The sequence below is a fragment of the Moraxella marmotae genome, assembly GCF_042219885.1.
GTDB classification, from domain to species: Bacteria; Pseudomonadota; Gammaproteobacteria; order Pseudomonadales; family Moraxellaceae; genus Moraxella; species Moraxella marmotae.
Genome location: NZ_JBHJHR010000002.1, coordinates 909878 through 933194, shown reverse-complemented (window position 1 = coordinate 933194; position 23317 = coordinate 909878). Strand labels below are relative to the sequence as shown.

Here is a 23317-nt window from a genome sequence, read left to right as displayed (position 1 = left end):
CAATGCAAAAGCATTATTATACCGCCACCAAGCGATTTGCACCAGTTAAATTAAGCACATTATCCGTGCTGTCCGTGCTGTCGCAAACGCATCAAAACTTGATGCCGATTTCTGCCAAGTATTGGCGGCCAATCTCTGAGCGTGAAATACCACTGCTTAGATATTGGCTTTTGCGATTTAGGACATTTTTGACGGTCGCACCGATGGTGATTTGGTTGGTCTTGCCAAAGGTGTATTGAGCGTTCATATCCCAGTTAAATGTTCCGCCTGTGCGTTGTTTGCTGTACTCAGTATCAACATTGTAGCCTTCGTGAACAATTTGCTGATTTTTTGGCAAAGTGTTGGCAGTCAAAGCGGTCTGAGCCGAACGATAACTGAACTGATGGCTCAGTTTTAGGCGGTCAAATTGACTGGTCAGCGACAAGCTGGCACGCCACGGCTGGTTAAAATTCGTCGCTGGTCTATCGACATTGGCAATGACTTTGCCTTCGTACAGCACATACGGCTTTTCGTAGGTGACTGAGTCGTCAAAGTCGTCAAAATTTCTTAAAGTCTTGGTATAGCTGCCGCCCAAAGATAGGTAGTGTTTACCACTCAAAAACTCAATCGGACGACTGTTTTTAATACTGATGCTATAAGTGTCCGACTGGCTTTGTCCCAGATTGTCATACGATGTTACCAAAGGTGCTGTGCTGACACGGTATCTTCTGATTTGATCCTTATAATCACGATGTACATACTTTAATTGCCAATCGGTGTGATACGCTTTGCCAAAAACACCAAAAACATATTCATTGGTAAAAGGTGATTTTAGTTCACTGCGTGCCACATTGGTATTGGTTACATTGCCTTCTGTCGTCCATGGGTCGTTCAGATTCTGTCTTTTTTGCTCCCAGCTGAGTTTATTGACACCATCTTGCAATGCCATACTAAAGGCATTGCGTCCATAATAGCGGTTCGCACCGACATTGATGCCCAAGGATTGATTGGTAAATGGTCGATAAGTGATGTTAAAGCGTGGTGCTAAGGTCGCCTTTTTGGTCAAGCTGTCGTCGTCATATCGCACGCCCAATTTGGCAGTCAAATGCTCGCCAAATTTAAAGGTATTATCCATAAAAGCCGACCAACGAGTCTGATCCAGATTGATATTACCAGCTTGATAATAATTGCGGCGTGTGTGATATTGCCCCACCATCTTGCCGCTACGCTCGTAGGTGCTATCACAGTGTTTATCAATGCTACCATCTGCCAATCGGCAATCTGTGCCGCCTGCACCCGTAACATTTGGCGAAATGTACCAATAATAATCACGCACACGACGCCAATCCACCCAGTCTTTGCCCAAGCTTGCCCCCACTTCCATTTGATGGCTAAATTTGCCCTTGGTAAAGGCATCAAACGCCGCCGTAATGCGATAATCCAAAGAAGTGTCATTGTGCTGCAAAGGGTTGCCCGTTGTGCCTTCATTGACCACCGATTTGCCCCAATTTTTGGCAGGTGAGCTACGCCAAGCGATGTATTCATCGGCACTGACTTGGCGTTCTTGTTGGTTCTTTTTATAAACCAATCCATGCTGCAAAACCGCCATCGGCAGCGAGTGTTTAAACGACAAATCCAGTGCATAGTTACTCTGGTCAAGTGTGTAGCGGCTGTCAGTCGCCTTAGGCTGATACGCCAAAGAATGGCTGTTGGTGTACAATAAACCCAGCTTGACGCTATTATCTTGGTCAATCTGATAATCGGCATGAATGGCGACATTGTCCGCCACACGCTCTTGGTTGTACGCTCTAGCATCAGGCAAATCCGCCTTTAAATTAATGTCCGACATTCGGCGAGATGCACTCAACGACAGACCCAGATTGTCGGTTGCCTTGCCGTGGATAGACGCACTTAGCCCTTGTTTTTTATAATCTTTTTGGTATTTTACACTGTTATTTTCTTCAAAAAATTCTCGCTCTTTGTCCGACGCATAATTATATCTTGCCCAGTCGCTGCTGGTGTAGTCATAGCCAATTTTGCCGTGGATTTTGCCAACTTGGGTCTTGGGTATGCAAATTTCTGCCTTGACCACACCGCCAGTAAAATCGCCATATTTGGCATCGACATTGCTGTCTAGTACTTCAAGCTGGCATAACAAATCGGTATTAATGACCGCCGTCTGCGAACCAGCTGGCAGTCTGGTATCATTAAAATCGTATGTACTGCCACTGTTGGGATTGATGCGATTGGCAATATCAATATTATTTAGCAAAATTTTATTATCATAATACAGCCCGCCATTGATACTAAAATCCCCTGCCGAAATCTCGCCCTGCGTGCCTGCAGTATTTTGCTCACGGTCAAACTGCACATTGGGATGCTGCTGCAAAACTTCGGTGATGGTTTTGTTAATCGTTGGCGTGTTTTGAATATCCGATGCCTGATATTGCGTTTTGCCGATCAGATTTGCTTGCTGCACAGCGTCCGCACCAGAGCCAGTAACATACATCGTCTCCAGTACGACAGTAGGCACTGGATCCGCTACTGCCGTGTCGGCATGAGCGGTCATGGATAACGATAAAGCAATGGACGCACTTAATAAAGTTAATGTAAAAGAATTTGCTTTCATTTGGAAACATAAACAATAAAAAAAAGAGATAATGATTATTATTTAGTTATAAAAATTTGTCAATACCTTTTCGCAAATATTTCTATAATCAATGATTTTGTTGTTATTTTATAACAGAATAGTTACAGAAAATACGGCAAAACCAGCACAATGCACCGTGATTTAATGAATGATTTAATAGATGATTAATAAAAATTAATAGACAATTTGGTTTGTCGTCATAATGTCAGCAAAAAAGCAACCACCGCCTTTCGTTCGCTGCGAGTCAGACCCAGCGGCTGTATCAAGGGATCTTTGTGATTTTGCCAAGCTATTGGCGGTGCGTTTTTTGGCAGACGCTCTGGCATGCCTTGGTTGTACATTTCGACCACGCCTTCTAAATTGGTAAATCGCCCATGATGAAACCAAGGTTTTGATTGGCTTAAATTGCGTAATGACGGCGTTTTGAATTTGCCAAAATCGGCAACATCGCCTGTGATTTCATAAGCACCAAAATCGGCAAAACGCCCACCCACTAAGGTTTGGTTCAGATTGTGCAGTTTGCCATCACTGAGCGTCTGCCCAAAATGGCAATTCATGCAGCGTGCCTTGGTGCGAAATAAGTGCATGCCCAGCAGCTCTTGATTGCCAAAAGCGTCAATCTCGCCCATCAGCACTTTATCAAAGCGTGTTTGGCTCGGTCGCAGATGAGTTAGGTACGCCGATAAGGCATCGACCATCTGCTCAATGTCGATGGCTTGTGGTTGCGAACCAAACACCGCCTGAAATTTTGGGCGATAGCCAGCACTTTCTAGGCGTGCAGGAATGCTGTCAAGCGTGATGTTCATCTCATTTGGGTCGGTCAAGGGCAACAAAATCTGCTCACCCAAGGTCTTGGCTCGACCGTCCCAAAAAAACATTTGCCCATGATGACCTTGTAAGCCCAAATGCACCAAAGACTGGCTATTTCTGCGACCTTGCCGCCCAAAAACCCCTTGCGAAACTACTCTTGGCTCGGTAAAGGCATAATCAGGATTATGGCAGCTGGCACAGGATACTTGAGCGTCATCGGACAGGGATTTTTCAAAAAATAGCTCTTTGCCAAGGGCGACTTTTGGCTCGTCATCAGGCGTTATCGATGCAGGTAAAATCGGCAAAAACTCTTGCCAAGATGCGACGGCATCAACGACTGGCTTTGGCCAGTTGCTGATGGGTTTGGCATATTGCTTGCGTAGGCATGGATAATCATAAACGCCGTGATTTTGGCAAATGCCAGCTTGTCCAGCTGCGGCACTGTGCGACACCAAAGCCAGCCAAATCGCCGTAGCCACCACAGCTGTCCAAATGACAATTTGCCAATATCCAATCCGACAACCAAGCCGATGATTGGGCTGACAGTTATCATTATGTCGATAATTAAGTTGGTAATTGAGTTGATAATCAAGCTGACAATTACACTGACGATAATATCCCATCATGCCCACCGCAACAATCTGGCTAACCGACGCAGTCCACGATTGATTTTATATAAAATTCAATAAAGATTATACGGTGTGGGCATGAATTTGTAAATAAGAACTATTATTATAATGATAAGAATTTGTATCTAAACACTTGCCCCAACCTGCCGAGCCAGCTCGATGCCGTCTTGGATACTTAGGTAGGTTTTTTTGCTGGGAGCATCTCGAAACACCACATCGCCATCAGCAAAAACGATGCACTCATCGACCGCCAGCTGCTGCCATTTTTCATTATCCGTCAAAGGAATGGTGACCAAAATCGTTACCTTGTCCTTATCGGTGGTCACATCGCTAAAATTCACCGACATCTCACCATCGGACAGTCGAGCTTCGCCAAACGGTGCTTTGCGAGTCAAATAAAACAACAAACTGCCAGCATACGCCAGCTGCCAGTTGCCATTAGAAATCAGGCAATTAAACAAGCCATTGGCCGCCAGATAGCGACATTGTGCCGTCAAAAAAGCAAACAAGGCTTCGTCTGATGGGCGAGTTTTGAAAGTGGCTTTTAGTCGATTAAGCAGATAACAAAATGCCAACTCACTGTCGGTCGTGCCAACAGGGGCATAATGTTCGGCATTGCCGTTATTTATCAGGCGTTCGGTGCGGCGGATAAAGCTGTCGGTCATCTGACCATTATGGGCAAATGCCCACTGCTCGCCCCACACTTCACGCACAAATGGGTGGATATTGGCAAGTCCGTGACCGCCTGTGGTTGCCTTACGAATATGGGCAATGACATTCATCGCACGAATCGGATAGTGATTGACCAAATCCGCCACTGGAGATAAGTGGCTGGGCTTATCATCGTGAAACTGCCGCAAGCCGATCGCCCCTGATGCCGTTGGCTCAAAAAACGCAATGCCAAAGCCGTCTTCGTGATGGTCAGTCAAGCCACCACGCTGACGAAAACCTGCAAAACTAAAACCAATATCCGTTGGGACATTACAATTCATTCCAAGAAGTTGACACATGAAATTCTCTTTTTGTGGACAAGATATTAAAATTTTGCTATAATGCTAACTAATACGCCCCCAGACCCTGCCTAGTTCTTTTGGAACAACGGTAATCTGGGGCTTTCTTTTGTCTAAATGTTTTGTTTGGCTTGCCATAATGTACCAATGTCATCACGATAGCCAAAATCGGCAAGGCTTATGGCATTGTTGCTCACCTTGGGAAAATTGTCATGAATATGGGCAATGACACGACATTTCCAAGTGGAATTTGGGCTAATAATATCCAAAAAGTACCCCATCAGATAAAAGTAACCAAATGCCTTATGATTTTCTAGCCGATTGCCAATGTGAGCAAAAGATTTCTCAAAATCACTACGCTCAACAATATTCAAATTCCACAATCTGCCATGATGAGCCACGATATTGCGAATAAAATTTAGGCTTTTTAGCCATTTGCCCAACATATTAGCGGTAGTATGGTATTTTTGGGCAATTTTTTGACGGTCTTTATATTTTAAGCCGCCGTATAAATGGGATAACGCCCCAAAATCCAAAATCTCACGCGCCGCCCAGATGGGCAAATATTGATAGTTGTCGAGATGATGTTTTATAAAGTCTTGTTTGGCGTTACTTTGAAGCAGTTTTTGGTATTTTTCTCGCCAAATGTCGTGTTTGGATTTGGTTTGGTTGGGAGCTTTTGTGGTGAATTTTTTATCCAAATGCTCGGGCATTTCGTGAGCATTGGGGTGGTGTTTGCCCAATGTATGAGCGATGTCGGTGCGAATTGCCATCTCTATGCGTTCTAAGGCATCAAATGCCAAAATCCGTAAACCCTTGTCAAACAAGTACAGCTGTAAAATGGTGTTAAAATTGGTGTCGTCAATTAACTTGCTGACTTTCTGACCATTTTGCACTTGGCGAAAAGGGTAAATATAGCCGCTTAAACGATAATACCCTAAACTTTGCAAATAATGTAAGGCTCGCCCATCGTCATCAATGACAAGCCCGCGTTTTTTGAGCAAATCAAGTTGGTCTGGTGTGTCAATCCATGCCTTGGGTTTTGATGGCATTACACACGCCCCCAATGATAGCTTGCCAAGCGTTTCATCAAATCGGGGTTTTTGACCATAATATCATCGCCTGTGCGTCCTTGCTCACGGTTGTAGTGAATGACATTGAGCCGCAGCAGCCAAAAAATGGTCGCACTGTACGCCAGCATGATTGGCAGTGCCGCCTTTTCGTCTGCCGTCAATGCTCGGACGCTCTCATAGCCTGCGATAAAGGCCTGCATTTTTTGATTGTCAAAATTGACGCTCTCGCCGTCTGTGGCATTGCCCCAAGTGGTACAAAAATCATTAATCGTAATGGCAATGTCCATCAAATAATGCTCAACCGACACTTCGGTAAAATCAAGCAAGCCAGTCAATTTGACCGCATCGCCTGAAAAATCCCACAAAGTATTATCAGTAAACATATCCAAATGACACAAGCCTTTTGGCAAATCTTGGGGCAAGTTGGCATACGCCTGCCAGATGTCATTCATTAAGCGTGATTCGTCCATCGGCATAAACGCCGTTTCACGCTCTTTGACTCTAGCCCAGTCATACAGCGGCACGCCATACGCTTCGGCAGGCTCTAGCGTCTGCAAAGTCTTATGCAAAGTCGCCAACGCTCGCCCCATCTCGGTACACATCTTCTCATCGGTTACACTTGGGTGTGAGCCTGCCAATTTTGGCACAACCAAAATCGCCTTATTTTCATAACGCATCACACAATCAGCACCGATATGCTCGCCTTTGGCGGTCATCTTGACAAGCGGTGCAGCGATGGGCAGCTTGTCCTTTAAGGTGTGCATGATGGTTGCCATTTTGATGATGTCTTCTGGCACACGCTCTTCGTACAAGGTGAACACATAGCTAAAATCATCGCCCTTGTCGCCATCGGTCTGAATAAACCAATTGGAATTTTTAATCCCTTGGACAATGGGAATGGCGCGCACAAATTTCACACCAAACAAGCCACAAAACGCAAAAAATTCATCATCAGAAAGGTGAGTATAGACAGACATGGGGATTTTTCCAAATTCAGTGATTAAACTGACTGCTATTTTAATGATTTTTTGTTAAAATTTCCAAATATTTTGTATTTAATCGTTATTTTATTTAAAATGAACAAAAGCCCTGCGGTATCGGTGCTGATTTTTTCATGTAAATTTATCAATAAATTAATTATATATTCATTATTAAGGAAAATCATGTTAGCCAAACGCCTAATCCCTTGCCTTGATGTCGAAAATGGTCGTGTCGTCAAAGGCGTGAATTTTGTCGATATCAAAGACGCAGGCGATCCTGTGGAAGTCTCCAAACGCTACAACGAACAAGGGGCGGACGAGATTACTTTTTTGGACATTACCGCCACATCAGACGGACGAGAGACCACTTATCACATGGTCGAAAAAATCGCTCGCTCAATCTTTATTCCGCTGACGGTCGGTGGCGGTGTGCGAAAGATTGATGACATTCGCAATCTGCTCAACGCTGGAGCTGATAAGGTCGGCATCAATTCAGCCGCCATCACCAATCCTGATTTGGTCAATGATGCTGCGGCACGCTTTGGCAGTCAGTGCGTCGTGGTATCCATTGACGCCAAACGAGTCGCCAGAGCTGACGGCAGCATCGGCTTTGAGATTTTTACTCACGGCGGCCGCAAAGCGACAGGCATCGATGCCATCGAGTGGGCGGTGCAGATGACTAAGCGGGGTGCAGGCGAGCTACTGGTTACCAGCATGGACGGCGACGGCACACGCCAAGGCTATGATTTACTTTTGACACGCACCATCAGCGATTTGGTCAATATCCCTGTCATCGCATCAGGCGGCGTGGGCAATCTGCAGCATCTGGCCGATGGCGTGCTAAAAGGCGGTGCTGATGCTGTGCTGGCTGCCAGTATTTTTCACTTTGGCGATTATAGCATCGCCGAAGCCAAGGCGTTTATGGCAAGTCAAGGCATCGCAATCCGCCCCATTTAAACGGATAATTTGCTTGGGTTTTGTGTCAATTTGCACAATTTGCTCAATTTGTCCCAAGTTATCATGGGTCAAATCGGCTTGATTGGCATCAATTTGACAGCAATCAACCCACCAAAAAGCCAACGAAAATCTAAAAAAATAAAGCAAATTATGCTAAAATAACCCATCTGCCGTGTGGCTGATTGTCAGCATCAGATTTGGCAACCGCCACGCCTTATTATTTATCAAGGAAAACCCAATGACAACATTTACCGCCCAAAAATCCGCCATCACACACATCGAAGGCGAATTACACCTAAACGAATCTGTCCGCATCGGCATCGCTGTTGGGCGATTTAATGGCTTTTTGGTAGAAAGTTTGGTCGAAGGTGCCATCGATGCACTGGTACGCCACGGTGTCAAAGGTGAGAACATCGATGTCGTGCGTGTGCCAGGGGCGTTTGAGCTGCCATTGGTCGCCAAGCGTTTGGCAATTTCAGAAAAATACGATGCCGTTGTGGTCTTGGGGGCGATTATCCGTGGGGCGACACCACATTTTGACATCGTGGCAAGCGAATCTGCCAAAGGTCTAAGCCATGTTGCCTTGCAGCACAATATCCCTGTGATTAACGGCATCTTGACCACCGAAAATATCGAGCAAACCATTGAGCGCACTGGCACCAAAGCTGGCAACAAAGGCTATGAAGCCGCCATGACCGCCCTTGAGATGGTCGCTGTACTAAAAGCCATCTGATTGATTTGCCCAAGCCCAAATTAGTAAATTTCTCAATTTTTTTTTTTGAAATTCTTAAAACCTTGGGCGGTTTGGGCAATTTGCAGATTTTAGCCAAGTTTTCCATGGCGAATTTGGCTAAAAAGCACGCTTATGCGGTGTGCTTTGGGATTTTTCCAAGCTATTTAACAATCAAACCACCCTTTCTTTGGCAAATTTGTCTTTGGCAAAATTGATTTTATGCGATAAGATAACATCAACCCAAAATCAACCAAAATGCCCATGCATTTTTGCCGCCAACTGATGATACCGAGATGATTATGAGCGAAATTCATGATACTTTTGCCGAAACTGGCTACAAAACCACCCACAGTGCCGTGCGTAAGGCTCGCCGCTTTGCCCTGCAAGGCTTGTACGAATGGCTGACCACCGATTATCGGCTGAGTAAAACCGACCGCAGTTTGGTCGGTGGTAATGAGCCGCACACCATCGTGGCTCGCACTCGAGCGGATAACGCCATGCACACGGTGCATTTGGGCTATTATCATCAAATGATGCGACAAATTCCAGAGCAAGTGGGTGAGTTGATTGTGGACATTTCATCACATCTTGATCGTAATTTTGACGCTCTAGATCCTGTTGAGCAGGCGATTTTACTCATCGGTGCGTACGAACTCAAATACAGCCAACACATTCCCTATAAAGTCGTGCTGGACGAAGCCATGCAGCTAAACACGCACTTTGGGGCGACAGATGCTCATAAGCTCATCAATGCCGTTTTGGACAAATATGCCAAGCAAGTCCGCAGCATCGAAGTGGCCGCCCACAAAAACCAAAATTAGAATTAAAAGCCCAAACCCCAAGCCGCCATGTCCGAATTTGCCCTGATTCAGCAGCACTTCGCCAATGCCACCTTGTCGCACCCTGATACTGTGCTTGGCATCGGTGATGACTGTGCCGTCAGTCAGCCGCCAGCAGGCTGCCAGCTGGTCAGCTGCATGGATACGCTGGTGGCAGGTCGGCATTTTTTGGTTGATACGCCAGCTTATGCCATCGCTTATAAGGCGGTGGCGGTCAATTTGTCCGATTTAGCGGCGATGGGGGCGACACCTTATGCGATTTTGTTGGGGCTTAGCTTGCCAAAATCCTTGGCAAATGACGCTTGGCTGGGCGAATTTTGTCGTGGATTGGTGGCGATATGTCAGCCCTTTGGCGTGGAGCTCATCGGCGGCGATACCACTGGCAGTGAGATTTTGACCATCTCCATCACGGCTTTGGGCTTTATTGAGCCAAATCAAGCCATCACTCGCCACGGTGCCAAGGTCGGTGATCTCGTTTGTGTCAGCGGTGAGATTGGCTCGGCAAGTTTTGCCCTGTCGCAGGCGTTTTTGGGCGTCGTTTCACCGCTTAAGCACACCCTAGATTTGCCGATGCCACAGGTTCGACTAGGCAGGCAGCTTGTCGGTTATGCGTCGGCGATGATTGACATTTCTGATGGGCTGGCTCAAGATTTGGGGCATATTTTGTCCGCCAGCGGTGTCGGTGCGGTACTGGATTTGGATAAGCTACCCACGCACCCAATTTTACAAAAACTGCCCGATACCAAGCGGTGGCAACATCAGCTAAACGGCGGCGATGATTATCAGCTGTGCCTAACCATCAGCCCCCAAAATCTACAAAAATTCCAACAAAATCATTCAGATAACATCATTTATCCGATTGGGCATATCACCAAAGAGCCAACTTTGATGCTGACTGCTCAAAATCGTCCGATAGATTTTGACATCGGTGGTTGGCAGCATTTTTGAGCATGGTTTCATCGTTTTTTATCGACAATCTTGTGACTTTTGGCTGGTTGTTTGTGCTGTGCCTTGTGGTCATTGGGTCGGTTATTGGTTTGGTTTATTTATTAATCAAACCAATAAATATTGGCAATAATCAAAATTATCGCATGAATCAATGCCCAAATAAATACATTAAGCAATGGCTATGAGAGCGTTGGTGTTCTAAGCTGCCCAAGATTGCAATCCACAAAATTAAATCCGCACAAAAGAGCATTTGAATAAAACTTAATTTTAAAATATTTAAATAATACCCAATATGATTTAACACGGTTTGTTTTTTAGCAATTCTTCAACTCTCTGCCACAAGCTTATCCAGTCGCACAAGTCCCAATTACAGTACTTGATTACTTTCATAATTGTATTAAAATCTGATTGCAAATTTCGATTAAAAATTGGCTCATGGTGAGCAATTCTATTGCGAAGTTTACGCAGCCGATTCAAATCGATAAACATCTCTTCTCGCAGCTTTTTTAAATCTTTTGAATCAGCATTTGGCAACACCCCAATTAAATACTTGCACCAAAAATCATCAAATCTTACCGTAAACATACTTTGCCAAAAAACAAAAGGTAAATCTGCCAAAATTTTTTCTGTTGTGCTGTGATTTCTTTGAGATCTGATCACATCATCTCTGCGGTTGCCTTTTAAAGTTTTTAAAAATCTGGCATTAAAAGCCCACTCATCGCCATGTTCAGCTTGTATTGCAGTGCTTACACCATTTCTGATAGAAACTTCACAAATCGCCAAGCATTCAAATAAAGCAGAAGAAATTTGCAAATTCCACCTGTATAAATCCAACGCTTGATTATAATCTTTGGTAAATTTTTCGTAAGTAGCCAATCGTGCCTGCGAAAGTGAATTTTGAATGCTTTTATAATTATTACTTGCTTTCATCAAGAAAAAACCTTATAATATCTATGTTCGCTAGGGTCTATTGAGGGCTTTTTAAGCCTACCCCCTAGTATTAAGCGAAAAACCCGCCTTTTGGTGGGTTTTTCTTTATCTTTTGCAAATATTTTATATTGAATTAAATATATTGTCAATAAAAAATTAAAAATAATTTTTCATTATTTTACCTTTTAACAGCTGGCGTTTGTTGCTTCCAATCATGATATAATAGCAAAATAAGGGATTTTTAAATGAATCTCATCAGCCAAATCAACAACAAACTTAAATTCAAACACCTACCGCTTGGGCTTTGTATCATCACGATTTGTACGGCAGGCTATGTGTCTTTTCGGGCAGTTTATCCTGATGATGCGTTTTATTTTGATGAATTTGAAACCATCACCTTGCAAAAAATCGCAAACTCTGCCAAGATTATCCACAAACAGGCAACTTTTCCTGACATGCACGGCGATTATACATCAAGTGCCGTGATTGAGCTGTCGGCACAAGATTTTGATCAATTATGGCAAGACATCAGTCATGATAATAGGTTTTATCAGTCAGCTAATGACGGCACGCAGCAGGACATTTTTGAGCGAAAAACCGCCGAACAAACCGATCAAATATTACAAATCACCTTTTTTCACGATACGCATCGCATAAAAATTGACACTATCAACTGGTAAGCAAATGAACAACCAAAAACCTGACATTTTTAAGGCAAACACCTGTCCGCCTTGTCCGCCATCTGCCAGCGGCTGGCAAAAGCTGATTTATTGGCTGGGCATCGGACTTGGCTCTGGGCGTACCAAAAAAGCCCCCGGCACTTGGGGAACTTTAGGCGGGCTTGTGGTCGCTTTGCCAATGTTTTGTTTGGGATTTTGGGGATTTTTGGCGATTACGGTCATCGGCTGCTTGGTTGGCGGCTATATCTGCGGCACAACTTCTCGACTGATGAATGTCCACGACGATCCGCACATCGTTTGGGACGAATGGGTCGGCATGTGGATTGCGTTATTGCCCACTGCATTTGTGCTGTCGTCGCTATTTACCACAGATAAAGATGGGCAAAATTGGGGGCTGGTATTTTTGGTGTTGGACGGTGAGTTTGGGCTTGTCGCACTGTCTATGATGCTTATTTTGCCATTTTTGCTGTTTCGTTTTTTTGATATTATCAAACCCTTTCCGATCTCATGGGCGGACAAAAAAGTCTCTGGCGGTTTTGGCATCATGCTTGATGATATTTTGGCAGGCATCATGGCAGCAATCATCATCTTGTTGATGGTGGCTGTGGCTTTTGCATAACAGCGTAAAAGCATAAAAACACAAATTGGAACAATAAACCCCACAGATAAGCCAATCACTGTGGGGTTTTGTGTGTCTGATTGCTATAATTGCGGTTATTTATGACTGAAGCGAAGTTTTGGTTTCGGCAAAAAGTAGCTCAACCGCCTTATCATCAAAGCGGTATTCGGTACCACAAAAGCCACAATCCAGCGTCAGCACGCCGCCATGAGTCGCCACCGCTTGCTTGGCTTCGTCAAATCCAAGCTGTAATATCGCCCCTTCGCTTTTGGCTACTGAGCAAGTGCAAGCAAAACGCAGTGGCGTCAATGCTGGCAATACCACTTCTTCTTCGTGGTATAAGCGGTACAAAATCTGTGCTGCTGGCAAATCGGTGATTTCCGCTGGCTTTAGCGTGTCGGTCAAAATGCTCAATCTGTCCCACAAATCAGGGTCGGCTTCTTTGTCCGCTTCGCTCTGTGGTAGCAGCTGCACCAAGACCCCGCCTGCAGTGGCGTCGTTGGTTGCCAGCTTGATAATCGTTGGGATTTGGGCGGATTGCTTTTGGTAATGTGCCAAACATTCACCCAAATTATCGCTGACACGCTCGACAATACCTTGGTACGCTTCGCCCTTGTCTGGGTGAATGCTGATAAACAGCACGCCTGCCCCCAGCTGGGCAAATGCTTCATCGCTACTGCCTAGCGACTGCCACAGTGCTGCCTTATCGCCTTGAGCATCAAAGCCTGCCAACGCACGCACCGCACCTGTGTGGTCGCATTCTGCCATCGCCCAATTTAGGCTGGCGTCTGGATCAGATGTCTGCAGTTGCACGGACAATTTGCCGTCAATTTTTAGTGTGCCGATGAGCAAACTGGCAGCAACCAGCATCTCGCCAAGCAATGCTTTGATGGCGGCTGGGTAAGCCTTTTGGGCGATAACGGTCTGATAAGCATCGCTAAGCTGCACGACATCGCCACGCACCGCCGAACCTTCAATAAAAAACCGTTGGCGATAATCTGGGCAATCATCATGGGCGGTGTCGGCATCTAAAGAGAAATTTTGTGTCGTCATAAATTTTCCAATGATTGGGCAATTGAGCAATTGGGCAAATTGATTGGGCGATGAATAATCATTTGCCCATCACTTTGCCAAAATCAAAATGGCCTTAAAATAAATCGCATTAAATCAAAATGCATCAAAATTAAAATCAAAACTTGTCGATATATGGGGACGGATTGCCAATTTACAAATCATCAAGTTATCAAATCATCAAATTACCAAGCTAAATTTATTTTTATACTCAATCGCTGCCATCAACCAAAATGCCAATTTGGACAAAGATAAGTTGGTAAAGATGGGTAAATTTTTGGCAATTTAACCAATTTGAGTAAACATTGGTTTACTTTTTGGACAAGTTTGTTATACTTAAAGAAAAGTTTGGTCAAGTTATTTATCGGAAGCATTTATCAAGGGGAAATCGTCATGGCGGTGTCGTCTGCGTATCTTTGTCGTTCTTGTGGTTATGTGTATGACGCTGCCGATGGTGGCGATTTTGATGATTTGCCCGATGATTGGTCGTGTCCGCTGTGCCATGTCGGTAAAGATGCTTTTGAAAAGGTCAATGACTCTGCCTGCGATAAGCTGGCGACTGGCGGACAGCGAGCAGGTGTGGTCATCATCGGTGCTGGCTTGGCAGGCTGGAGCGTGGTTGATGCCATTCGTGCCAGTGATGGTGATTTGCCCATCACGCTCATCAGTGCCGACCATGCCGACCGCTACCACAAGCCCATGCTGTCTGTCGCCATCAGCCAAAACAAAACCCCAGAGCAGCTGATTCGCAGTGCAGGCAGTGATGCCGCCTTGACAGCCAACATCACACTTTTGGCAAATACCACCGTCAAAGGCATCGACCACCAAGCCAAAACCCTGACCACCACCCAAGGCAACATCAGCTATGACAAACTGGTGCTGGCCATCGGTGCCAAGCCCAATTATCCCACCAGCGTGGACGCTGCCACCACTTATCATGTCAATCATTTGCAAGACTTCGCCAAGCTACAAGCACGACTGTCGCAAGGTGCATCTCGTGTGGGCATCATCGGTGCTGGCATGATTGGGCTTGAGCTTGCCGAAGATTTGTGCCAAGCAGGGCATCAGGTCAGCCTGATTGATGTCGCCAATGCACCTTTGGCATCGATGCTGCCACCTGTTGCCACCGCTCGTATCAGCCATGCCATAACCGAGCTTGGCGTGCATCTTTTGACTCGCTGTCAAATCATCAGCCACATAAGCCACGACAACACAGCACAGCTCACCCTACGCCTGCCAGATGGTAGCAGTCAGACGCTTGATTTTGATATGCTAATCGTCAGCACAGGACTTATCGTTGATGATACACTGCCCATGACGGCAAATCTAGACTTTGACCCACGCCGTGGCATCAGCGTGGACGACCAAACGCTCCAAACCAGCCAGCCTGATATTTATGCCATTGGCGACTGTATCGCCATCGGTGGCGTGCCGTGTCGCTATGTCGCACCGCACCGACCGCAGGCAGCGGTGATTGCCAGCCATATTCTAGCTGGCGTGGGCAATTATCAGCACAAACCGCCGATGATTCGCCTAAAAAACAAAAGCATCACCATCACCGCCAATGGCCTGCCGACCGCCCAAGGCAACTGGCGTGTCGTGGGCGACAGCGAGCATGAGCTGTCACTTGAAATGCTTGGCGATGATGGGCAAGCGGTTATCGCCAAAGCCTTATTAAAAACGCCCAGCGAATAACAAATTGCAAAATGCTTTGAGTTGATAAAATAAAACACCATTATCTATTTTGAATATGGTGTTTTATTCTAATGGTTACTTGATCAAACCATGTTTTTATCTTATCCAATCTAGTAGATGTATTAGGTATATGCCCAATAGCATAATAGTCGGCATATACCCAGTGGCACTTTTAGCAGAGTATGAACCAAACCATTTCACAGTAAGTAAAGATACCGAAAAGCCTATCACTAAGCCTATCCACCCTAGTGGTAGTGCAAAAGCAATCATTAATGTTAAAGCAAACCATGCCCATTGTTTATCTTTATAACGGATAAAATTTGTTCTATATAAACGATAATCGCCAAGAAATACGATGAAGAAGTTCAGTACTGCCAGTATTCCAAGCAGTATAAGATACACGTTTACATTGGTCTGGGGGTATTGTTTTGTGGCAAACCAAGACACAGCCAAAGTTATAACAGTAACCCATGTAACTATAATAAAGATGAGTTTGTATATTAACCATAATACAAAAGATACTGTAATTGGTTTTTTAAGAGCTGGGTTGTTCATAATAATACTGACAGGATTGGGGTTAAATAATTTCCAAATTCTAGGGTGAGAAAATATCCAAGTCAATCTATAAATATAAAAAGTTGATAAGTGATTTATTTTATTGGTTTTAATTTTATAACCTGCCAACATTTATTTCACAACTGTCAATTTGATTGATAAAACCTTAAAAATCCCCATTGCCAGATGCACAAAATCAACAATTTGATGCCAGCCGTCATGTTATAATATCAAAAGTCCGCTGCCTAACGATTTGGGGCGAGCTGGCTTTCTTTGGTAAAGGCTTTGGTAAAGGCAAATTTGCCCAAGAAATTTTAATATTTATACATATACACTTTAAAGATACTAAGGAACTGATTATGTGCGGTATCGTTGGTGCAATTCGCACCCATCACAATGTGGTGGATTTTTTGACAGATGGGCTAAAACGCCTAGAATATCGTGGCTATGATTCGTCAGGCATCGCTGTGCAGACCGAGACAGGGATTCGCCGTGTTCGCCGTGTTGGGCGAGTGGCGTTGATGGAAGAAGCTGCCAAAAACAAAGAGATTTATGGTCTGACTGGCATCGGTCATACTCGCTGGGCGACGCACGGCGGTGTTACCGAGCCTAACGCTCACCCACACATCTCTGCTGGGCTGATTTCGGTGGTGCATAATGGCATTATTGAGAATTTTGAAGCAGAGCGTAGCCGCTTGCAGGCACTTGGCTATGTCTTTGAATCACAAACGGACACCGAAGTCATCGCCCACAGCGTACACCACGAATATTTAAGCAACCAAGGCGATCTGTACCAAGCCGTGCAAGCTGCTTGCCAGCGTTTTCATGGGGCGTATGCCATCGCCGTCATCGCCAATGACAAACCCAACCAAATGGTGGTGGCACGCATGGGCTGTCCGCTGTTGGTTGCCTTTGGTGATGATGAAGTGTTTATCGCATCTGATGTGTCGGCGGTGATTGCCTTTACTCGTCGTGTTACCTACCTAGAAGATGGCGACATTGCCCTGCTGCACGCTGACGGTATCCAAAAACTGCTGGACAAAGACGGCAACGAAACCCAACGCATCATCAAGACTTCCGAGCTGTCCTTGGCGTCTTTGGAGCTTGGCCCATACAGCCATTTTATGCAAAAAGAAATCAACGAGCAGCCCAGAGCCGTGTCTGATACCGCTGAGATTTTTTTGGACGGTGGTTTTATTCCCCAAAACTTTGGCGAACAAGCACCAGAGATTTTTGCCAAAATTAACAGTATCAAAATCCTAGCCTGCGGCACTTCGTATTATGCCGCTTTGACTGGCAAATACTGGCTAGAGAGCATCGCCAAAATCCGCTGCGATGTTGAGATTGCCAGCGAATACCGCTACCGTGATGTCATCGCAGACCCCGATGAGCTGGTTGTTACCATCAGTCAATCTGGCGAGACGCTGGACACCATGGAAGCACTCAAATACGCCATGGCTCAAGGGCATCAGCACAGCTTGTCTATCTGTAATGTCATGGAATCTGCCCTGCCACGCAGCAGCACGCTTGCCATCTTTACTCGAGCAGGGGCGGAGATTGGCGTGGCATCGACCAAAGCCTTCACCACGCAGCTGGTGGTACTGTTTGGCTTGGCGGTAACTTTAGGTCTTGTGCGTGGCGTGGTCAATGACGAGCAAGCCGAAGCCTTTGCCGAAGATTTACGCCAACTGCCCGGTAGCATTCAGCACGCCCTAAATCTAGAGCCGCAGCTGGCTGTATGGGCCCAAAGTTTTGCCAACAAACCCAGTGCCTTGTTCCTAGGCCGTGGTATCCATTACCCCATCGCCCTTGAAGGTGCATTAAAATTAAAAGAGCTGACCTATATCCACGCCGAAGCCTACCCAGCTGGTGAGCTTAAGCACGGCCCTTTGGCACTGGTGGACGAAGATATGCCTGTGGTGGTCATCTCACCAAACGATGGACTGCTTGACAAAGTCAAAGCCAATATGCAAGAAGTCAGCGCTCGTGGCGGTGAGCTGTTTGTATTGTCCGATCTTGACAGTGATTACACTGCCGATGATGGCATTCATGTGATTCGCACGCCACGACATATCGGCATTTTATCGCCCATTGTCCATACCATCGCCGTTCAGCTATTGAGCTATCATGTGGCGTTGGTGCGTGGTACTGATGTCGATAAGCCACGCAATTTGGCAAAATCGGTTACTGTTGAATAAACCGAATAAACCAGGTCGAATAAGCCAAATCACTTGACCAAACCAAAAAGCGATGCTCACACGAACATCGCTTTTTATTGGGTTGATAAAATCAAAACCCAATCACCGCATCAATCGCCACGATAGCCGTTGGGGTTGCCGCTTTGCCATCGCCAAGTGTCGGCACACATACGCCCAATGTCAAACTTTGCCGTCCAGCCAAACAGCTGCTTGGCTTTGTCAGCACTGGCATAGCACGCCGCCACATCGCCTGCTCGTCTGCTGGTAATCACATAAGGGACTTTTTGGGCAGTGTTTTGTTCAAATGCCTTGACCAGCTCAAGCACCGATGTGCCATTACCTGTACCCAGATTGACTGGTAAAAAGCCCACTTCGCTATACTCAAGCAAATACTGCAACGCCGCCACATGGCCTTTTGCCAAGTCCACCACATGGATATAATCACGCACGCCTGTACCATCGACGGTGTCATAATCATCACCAAACACCGACAACTGTGGCAATTTGCCCACCGCCACTTGGCTGATGTACGGCATCAGATTGTTGGGAATGTCGCTTGGGTCTTCACCAATCAAGCCGCTTTCGTGAGCCCCAATGGGGTTAAAATACCGCAGCGAAATGGCATTGTACTGCTTATCTGCATGAGCGGCATCTTGTAAAATATATTCCACCATCAACTTGCTTTGTCCATACGGATTGGTACAAAAGCGTGGTGCGGTCTCGGTAACTGGCAGCACTTCAGGGTCGCCATAGACAGTCGCCGATGATGAAAAAATGATGTTTTTGACGCCAGCATGCTGCATTGCTTCGATCAGATTGAGCGTGCCTGTCACATTATTTTGGTAATATTTGACAGGTTTGGCGACCGACTCACCCACCGCTTTTAGCCCAGCAAAATGAATCACCGCAAAAAACTGATGGCTATCAAACACTTGGGCAAGAGCTGCTTTATCCAAAATATCTGCTTCGACAAACTCAATCTGCCGCCCTGTAATCTGTGCCACTCGCTCAAGTGCCACAGGGCTTGAGTTGGATAAATTGTCATAAACCACTGGCTCAAAACCTGCAGCAATCAGCTCAATCAAGGTATGCGAGCCGATATAACCTGCCCCACCTGTAACCAAAATTTGTTTCATCATCACTCCCTATGGTAGCCGATACCAAAATACGGTGCAGACAGCTGTGCGATGCTGTCATCATCAAGCACATTTTTGGCATCAAAAATCGGTAAATTAATCTGGTTTAGTTTGTGAATATCTGGCGGCACCAGCAGCGACCAATTGACAATAAATAACGCATCAGCGTCCATCAGTGGCGTGTAAGCATCATCAACCAAAGTCAAAAGCGGCTCATCGCCATACAGCGACTGAATTTCAAACGCCGTGTGATGCGTATAAACTCGTGTGGCGATGCCATACGACCACAGCAGTTTTAGCAGTGGGTGAATGGCAGAATTGGTCGTGCGTGATGCCCCACGCCGATAGCCAGTTCCCCAGATAACGACGGTTTTTTGTTCAATAAAGCCGTCAAAATACCGCCAAAACTTGCGAAAAATCAGCTCTTTTTGGTCTTCGTTAATCGCACTTGTGGCACTGATCAGCGTGGTCTGCACACGATTGGCGGCAAAATCGTCAGACAGCAGTGCCAGCTCTTTTGGCAAAGTCTTACCACCAAAGCCCCAGCCTGCTGACAGATACGCCGAGCCGATGCGATGATCCTTGCCCATGATGCGTTCGACCGCTTTGATATTCACCGACTGCTTGTCCGCTAGGCGTGCCATCTCATTCATAAAAGATAGGCGTGTCGCCAGCATCGCAATCATGCTACTTCTGGCAAATTCCACCGTCTTAATATCGGTAATCTCACATTGGGCGGCGTTGCCCTTTAGCAGCATCAGTACATCGCACATCTGTACGCTGCCGGTGCTTTTTTCGCCAATCATCAATAAATTGGCACGATAAAAGGCATTAAAATTTGCCCCATCTTTCATAAAGCTTATCGGTAAATAATACACCCATGCCGATTTGATTTGCTCGGCAATCGCTGCCATCGTGCCGATATGTCCTGTACCACTTAGGATAATTTGACTGTGCGGATTGGCATTTTGGTGCAAAAATTTTTTAATTTCACCGATTGTCTCGCCAATATCTTCCAAAAACAGCCACAACAGCCGCCCACGACTGTGTTGTAAAAATGGCTGCAGCTCACCATCGGCAAGCACAATTTTATTTTCGGAGCAATACAGCGACCACAGCATCGCCATTTGGGTGTCAAATTGATAATGCTCAAGCGTCTGCTGAATGTCGTCAGGCTTTGCCCACAGATGAACCTGCTTGCCCAGACTTGCCAGCCACAAGCAAGCATTGAGTGCTTCGTGATGATGCCCCATCACATAGATATGCTGATGAATGTGCATGCTACCCCCGCTGAATTTTTGCCAATAACGCATTGGTCGATGAGTCAAACTGTCCGCTCGCCTGCTCACCTGACAGCTCGTCATAGACACGATTTGCCATCACTTTGCCGACTTCCACGCCCCACTGGTCAAACGGATTAATTTGCCAAATCACGCTCATCACATAGACTTTATGCTCATACAAAGCAATCAGAGAACCCAGTGTCTTGGGGTTTAGGTCGCCCAGCAGTAGCGTGGTTGATGGCTGATTGCCACGGTATTGCTTGAACTTGGCAAGATTGTCCTGCGTGCTTTGCAGGGACGGTGGCAAGGCATCATTGCCAAAGGCAAGCACCTGCGACTGTGCCAAGCAGTTAGCCAGTGATAATTTGTGCTGATCAACCAAATGATGGTTCGCCACCTGTGCATCATTATAGCGGCGAATCGGTGTGATAAAATCGCACGACACTCGCTGCGTGCCTTGGTGCAGCAGCTGATAAAAGGCGTGCTGGGCATTTGAGCCAATATCGCCCCACAAAATCGGACAAGTATTATACGCCACCGCATCGCCTGAGCGTCTGACCGATTTGCCATTTGACTCCATCTCAAGCTGCGTCAAATAATTGGGAAAAAACGACAACCGCCCATCATAAGGCAGCACCGTATGCCCATGAATCCCCAAAAAAGTCGCATTCCATACGCCAATCAGCCCCAGCAGCACGGGCAAATTTTGGCAAAAATCCGCCGCCGCAAAATGCCGATCCATCGCATTGGCACCAGCTAACAGCTCACGAAAGCCATTCATACCAATCTTAATGGCAATCGCCAAACCAATGGCAGACCACATACTAAATCTGCCACCAACCCAATCCCACAGCAGCAGCTGATTGTCCTGATGAATGCCCCAATCGCTCATCCTATCTGGGCGTGTGGAGACGCCGATAAAGTGGCGACGCAAGATGGTCAATTGATTGTCATAAGCTGCCAGCAGCCAGCCCAATGCCGTTTTGGCATTGGACAAAGTGTCAATCGTGCCAAAGGATTTGGACGAGATGATAAACAAAGTGCTTTGCGGATTGAGAATTTTTAATAAATTCTCCAGCTGCGTGCCGTCCATATTTGACACAAAATGCACCCGAATATCAGTATCCACCCATTCAGACAGTGCTGTCGTCGCCATCAATGGCCCCAAATCCGAACCGCCAACGCCGATATTGACCACATCGGTTATCGCCTTGCCCGAATAGCCACGCCAGACGCCGCTGCGGATACGATTGACCAGATTTTCGCATTTTTTTAGGCTGTCATGCACTTGTTTACCGACATCGACGCCGTCCACCATCAAAGACTCGCCCTGTGGTAGGCGTAAGGCGGTATGCAGTGCTGGGCGGTTCTCGGTATCATTGACTTTTTCGCCTGCCAGCAGTGCGTGAATTTTATCAGATAAATTAAATTCTTTGGCAAGTTTTAATAAATTATCCAGCACCGTCTGATCTATCGCCTGCTTGCTATAATCCATATAAATATCGCAAGCACTCGCCGTCAGTGCCGTGCCACGATTGGGATTGTCGTCAAACAGTGATTTTAGGCAAGGTTGGGACTGTGCCAAGTCAGTCAGCGTCTGCCAAGTGTGGGTCATGGCGGTTGTCCTTATTTGATGGGCGTGCCGATGTGCTTGGCAAAATACGCAAACGCTTGCAGATAAGTGGTCATATCGCCAGCATCAAAGCTGTCGCCTTTTAGGGTTGCCACTTCCATGCCCTGTGTGCCAATCAGTGCATCGATGGCATCGGTCAACTGAATCTCACCGCCCACGCTTGGGGCTGTCTTGGCAAGATAATCAAAAATCTCCGGGCTAAACACATACCGCCCCACCACTGCCAAATTTGACGGTGCGACTTCTAGGGCAGGTTTTTCAACAAATCCTGTAACATCAAAAAACTGATTGCTGTCAGTTTTTTGGATAATCTGTCTGTCGCTTAGGCGGGCGATGCCGTATTTATGCACATCGCTGTCTGCCACCGCATCAACCAAAATCTGACTGCGTCCTGTCGCCACAAAACGCTTGAGCATCGCCGCCAGATTATCACTGCCAAAGTCGGTGCAAAAAGGATCTAGCACCACATCTGGCAGCAGCACCGCAAACGGATTATCGCCCACGACTGCACGCCCTTGTAGCACCGCATGCCCCAACCCCAAAGGCTTGCCTTGACGCACGCTCACCACTTTGACATCGTCAGGCAAAAAATTTAACCCATCTGCCAAGGCGTCTTTGCCTTTGGCTCTAAGCTGCGTGTCCAGCTCGCTATTGATATCAAAATAGTTTTCGATGGCACTTTTTTGGGCATGATTAACCAAAACGATATTTTTGATGCCTGCCTTAACGGCTTCCAGCACCACATAATGAATGGCAGGCTTATCACCCAGTGGCAAAAGCTCTTTCGGCACTGCCTTTGATAACGGCAACATACGAGTACCAAAGCCTGCGGTGGGAATGATGGCATAAGTTGGGGTTTTCATGGGTTTGGCTCTTTTGGTTGGAATTTTTATACAAATTAAACAAAAT

General features: G+C 46.2%; 20 protein-coding genes. 8 read left to right on the top strand and 12 right to left on the bottom strand.

The features are described from left to right. Positions 1-91: 91 nt before the first annotated feature. The 5 genes from ACFBZI_RS04375 to ACFBZI_RS04355 all read right to left on the bottom strand — a co-directional run bounded on the left by ACFBZI_RS04375 (position 92) and on the right by ACFBZI_RS04355 (position 7128). Positions 92-2608 carry a TonB-dependent receptor plug domain-containing protein gene (locus tag ACFBZI_RS04375; protein WP_375715212.1) on the bottom strand — a complete coding sequence of 839 codons (2517 nt, stop codon included), beginning with the start codon at positions 2606-2608 and terminating at the stop codon, positions 92-94. Positions 2609-2826: 218 nt separating this feature from the next. After that, positions 2827-3918, bottom strand: coding sequence for a cytochrome-c peroxidase (locus ACFBZI_RS04370; RefSeq protein ID WP_375715211.1), 1092 nt, complete (start codon positions 3916-3918; stop codon positions 2827-2829). A 275-nt stretch (positions 3919-4193) separates the two neighbouring features. Beyond that, positions 4194-5078, bottom strand: a complete 885-nt coding sequence (locus tag ACFBZI_RS04365; RefSeq protein ID WP_375715210.1) for a class II glutamine amidotransferase — start codon at positions 5076-5078, stop codon at positions 4194-4196. Between the two features lie 113 nt (positions 5079-5191). Then, positions 5192-6130, bottom strand: a complete 939-nt coding sequence (locus ACFBZI_RS04360) for an Abi family protein (protein ID WP_375715209.1) — start codon at positions 6128-6130, stop codon at positions 5192-5194. Then, entirely contained in the window at positions 6130-7128 is a 999-nt protein-coding gene (locus ACFBZI_RS04355) for a homoserine kinase (protein ID WP_375715208.1), read from the bottom strand. The genes ACFBZI_RS04360 and ACFBZI_RS04355 overlap by 1 nt, the downstream gene beginning before the upstream one ends. Positions 7129-7314: 186 nt before the next feature. On the opposite strand from ACFBZI_RS04355, the gene hisF reads away from it, so the two are divergent. The 4 genes from hisF (at position 7315) to thiL (ending at position 10608) form a co-directional block, all read left to right on the top strand. Next, the gene (gene hisF / locus ACFBZI_RS04350; protein ID WP_446221235.1) at positions 7315-8088 is read left to right on the top strand and encodes an imidazole glycerol phosphate synthase subunit HisF; all 774 of its coding nucleotides are present in this window, start codon (positions 7315-7317) and stop codon (positions 8086-8088) included. A 238-nt stretch (positions 8089-8326) separates the two neighbouring features. Further along, on the top strand, positions 8327-8821 hold the full coding sequence (gene ribH, locus ACFBZI_RS04345; RefSeq protein WP_375715207.1) for a 6,7-dimethyl-8-ribityllumazine synthase: 495 nt from the start codon (positions 8327-8329) through the stop codon (positions 8819-8821). Positions 8822-9120: 299 nt separating this feature from the next. Next, positions 9121-9642 carry a transcription antitermination factor NusB gene (gene nusB / locus ACFBZI_RS04340; RefSeq protein ID WP_375715206.1) on the top strand — a complete coding sequence of 174 codons (522 nt, stop codon included), beginning with the start codon at positions 9121-9123 and terminating at the stop codon, positions 9640-9642. A gap of 27 nt (positions 9643-9669) precedes the next feature. Continuing rightward, on the top strand, positions 9670-10608 hold the full coding sequence (gene thiL / locus ACFBZI_RS04335; RefSeq protein WP_375715205.1) for a thiamine-phosphate kinase: 939 nt from the start codon (positions 9670-9672) through the stop codon (positions 10606-10608). 297 nt (positions 10609-10905) lie between these two features. On the opposite strand, the gene ACFBZI_RS04330 is transcribed toward thiL, so the two are convergent. Next, entirely contained in the window at positions 10906-11538 is a 633-nt protein-coding gene (locus ACFBZI_RS04330) for an Abi family protein (RefSeq protein ID WP_375715204.1), read from the bottom strand. 245 nt (positions 11539-11783) lie between these two features. Here ACFBZI_RS04330 and ACFBZI_RS04325 point away from each other — a divergent pair, with 245 nt between their 5' ends. Both ACFBZI_RS04325 and ACFBZI_RS04320 read left to right on the top strand, forming a co-directional pair. Beyond that, positions 11784-12218 carry a hypothetical protein gene (locus ACFBZI_RS04325; protein WP_375715203.1) on the top strand — a complete coding sequence of 145 codons (435 nt, stop codon included), beginning with the start codon at positions 11784-11786 and terminating at the stop codon, positions 12216-12218. A 4-nt stretch (positions 12219-12222) separates the two neighbouring features. Beyond that, positions 12223-12837, top strand: coding sequence for a phosphatidylglycerophosphatase A family protein (locus tag ACFBZI_RS04320; RefSeq protein WP_375715202.1), 615 nt, complete (start codon positions 12223-12225; stop codon positions 12835-12837). Between the two features lie 99 nt (positions 12838-12936). Here the strand turns inward: ACFBZI_RS04320 and hslO are convergent, their stop codons facing one another. Continuing rightward, positions 12937-13890 (bottom strand): Hsp33 family molecular chaperone HslO, encoded by a 954-nt coding sequence (hslO, locus tag ACFBZI_RS04315; RefSeq protein ID WP_375715201.1) that lies wholly within the window; start codon positions 13888-13890, stop codon positions 12937-12939. A 366-nt stretch (positions 13891-14256) separates the two neighbouring features. Between hslO and ACFBZI_RS04310 the strand changes: the two genes are divergently transcribed. Then, the gene (locus tag ACFBZI_RS04310; protein WP_375715200.1) at positions 14257-15603 is read left to right on the top strand and encodes an FAD-dependent oxidoreductase; all 1347 of its coding nucleotides are present in this window, start codon (positions 14257-14259) and stop codon (positions 15601-15603) included. 96 nt (positions 15604-15699) lie between these two features. On the opposite strand, the gene ACFBZI_RS04305 is transcribed toward ACFBZI_RS04310, so the two are convergent. Beyond that, positions 15700-16158 (bottom strand): hypothetical protein, encoded by a 459-nt coding sequence (locus ACFBZI_RS04305; protein WP_375715199.1) that lies wholly within the window; start codon positions 16156-16158, stop codon positions 15700-15702. A 359-nt stretch (positions 16159-16517) separates the two neighbouring features. Between ACFBZI_RS04305 and glmS the strand changes: the two genes are divergently transcribed. Continuing rightward, positions 16518-18356, top strand: coding sequence for a glutamine--fructose-6-phosphate transaminase (isomerizing) (gene glmS, locus ACFBZI_RS04300; RefSeq protein WP_375715198.1), 1839 nt, complete (start codon positions 16518-16520; stop codon positions 18354-18356). A gap of 110 nt (positions 18357-18466) precedes the next feature. Here glmS and galE read toward each other — a convergent pair whose 3' ends face one another. From galE to ACFBZI_RS04280, 4 genes are read right to left on the bottom strand one after another with little or no spacing between them, the layout of a single operon-like run. After that, positions 18467-19492: a UDP-glucose 4-epimerase GalE gene (galE, locus tag ACFBZI_RS04295; RefSeq protein WP_375715197.1), complete on the bottom strand. Its 1026-nt coding sequence runs from the start codon at positions 19490-19492 to the stop codon at positions 18467-18469. 2 nt (positions 19493-19494) lie between these two features. Continuing rightward, on the bottom strand, positions 19495-20820 hold the full coding sequence (locus tag ACFBZI_RS04290; RefSeq protein ID WP_375715196.1) for a UDP-glucose 6-dehydrogenase: 1326 nt from the start codon (positions 20818-20820) through the stop codon (positions 19495-19497). Next, on the bottom strand, positions 20774-22390 hold the full coding sequence (pgi, locus tag ACFBZI_RS04285) for a glucose-6-phosphate isomerase (protein ID WP_375715195.1): 1617 nt from the start codon (positions 22388-22390) through the stop codon (positions 20774-20776). The genes ACFBZI_RS04290 and pgi overlap by 47 nt, the downstream gene beginning before the upstream one ends. A gap of 11 nt (positions 22391-22401) precedes the next feature. After that, on the bottom strand, positions 22402-23271 hold the full coding sequence (locus ACFBZI_RS04280; RefSeq protein ID WP_375715194.1) for a UTP--glucose-1-phosphate uridylyltransferase: 870 nt from the start codon (positions 23269-23271) through the stop codon (positions 22402-22404). Positions 23272-23317: the final 46 nt, after the last annotated feature.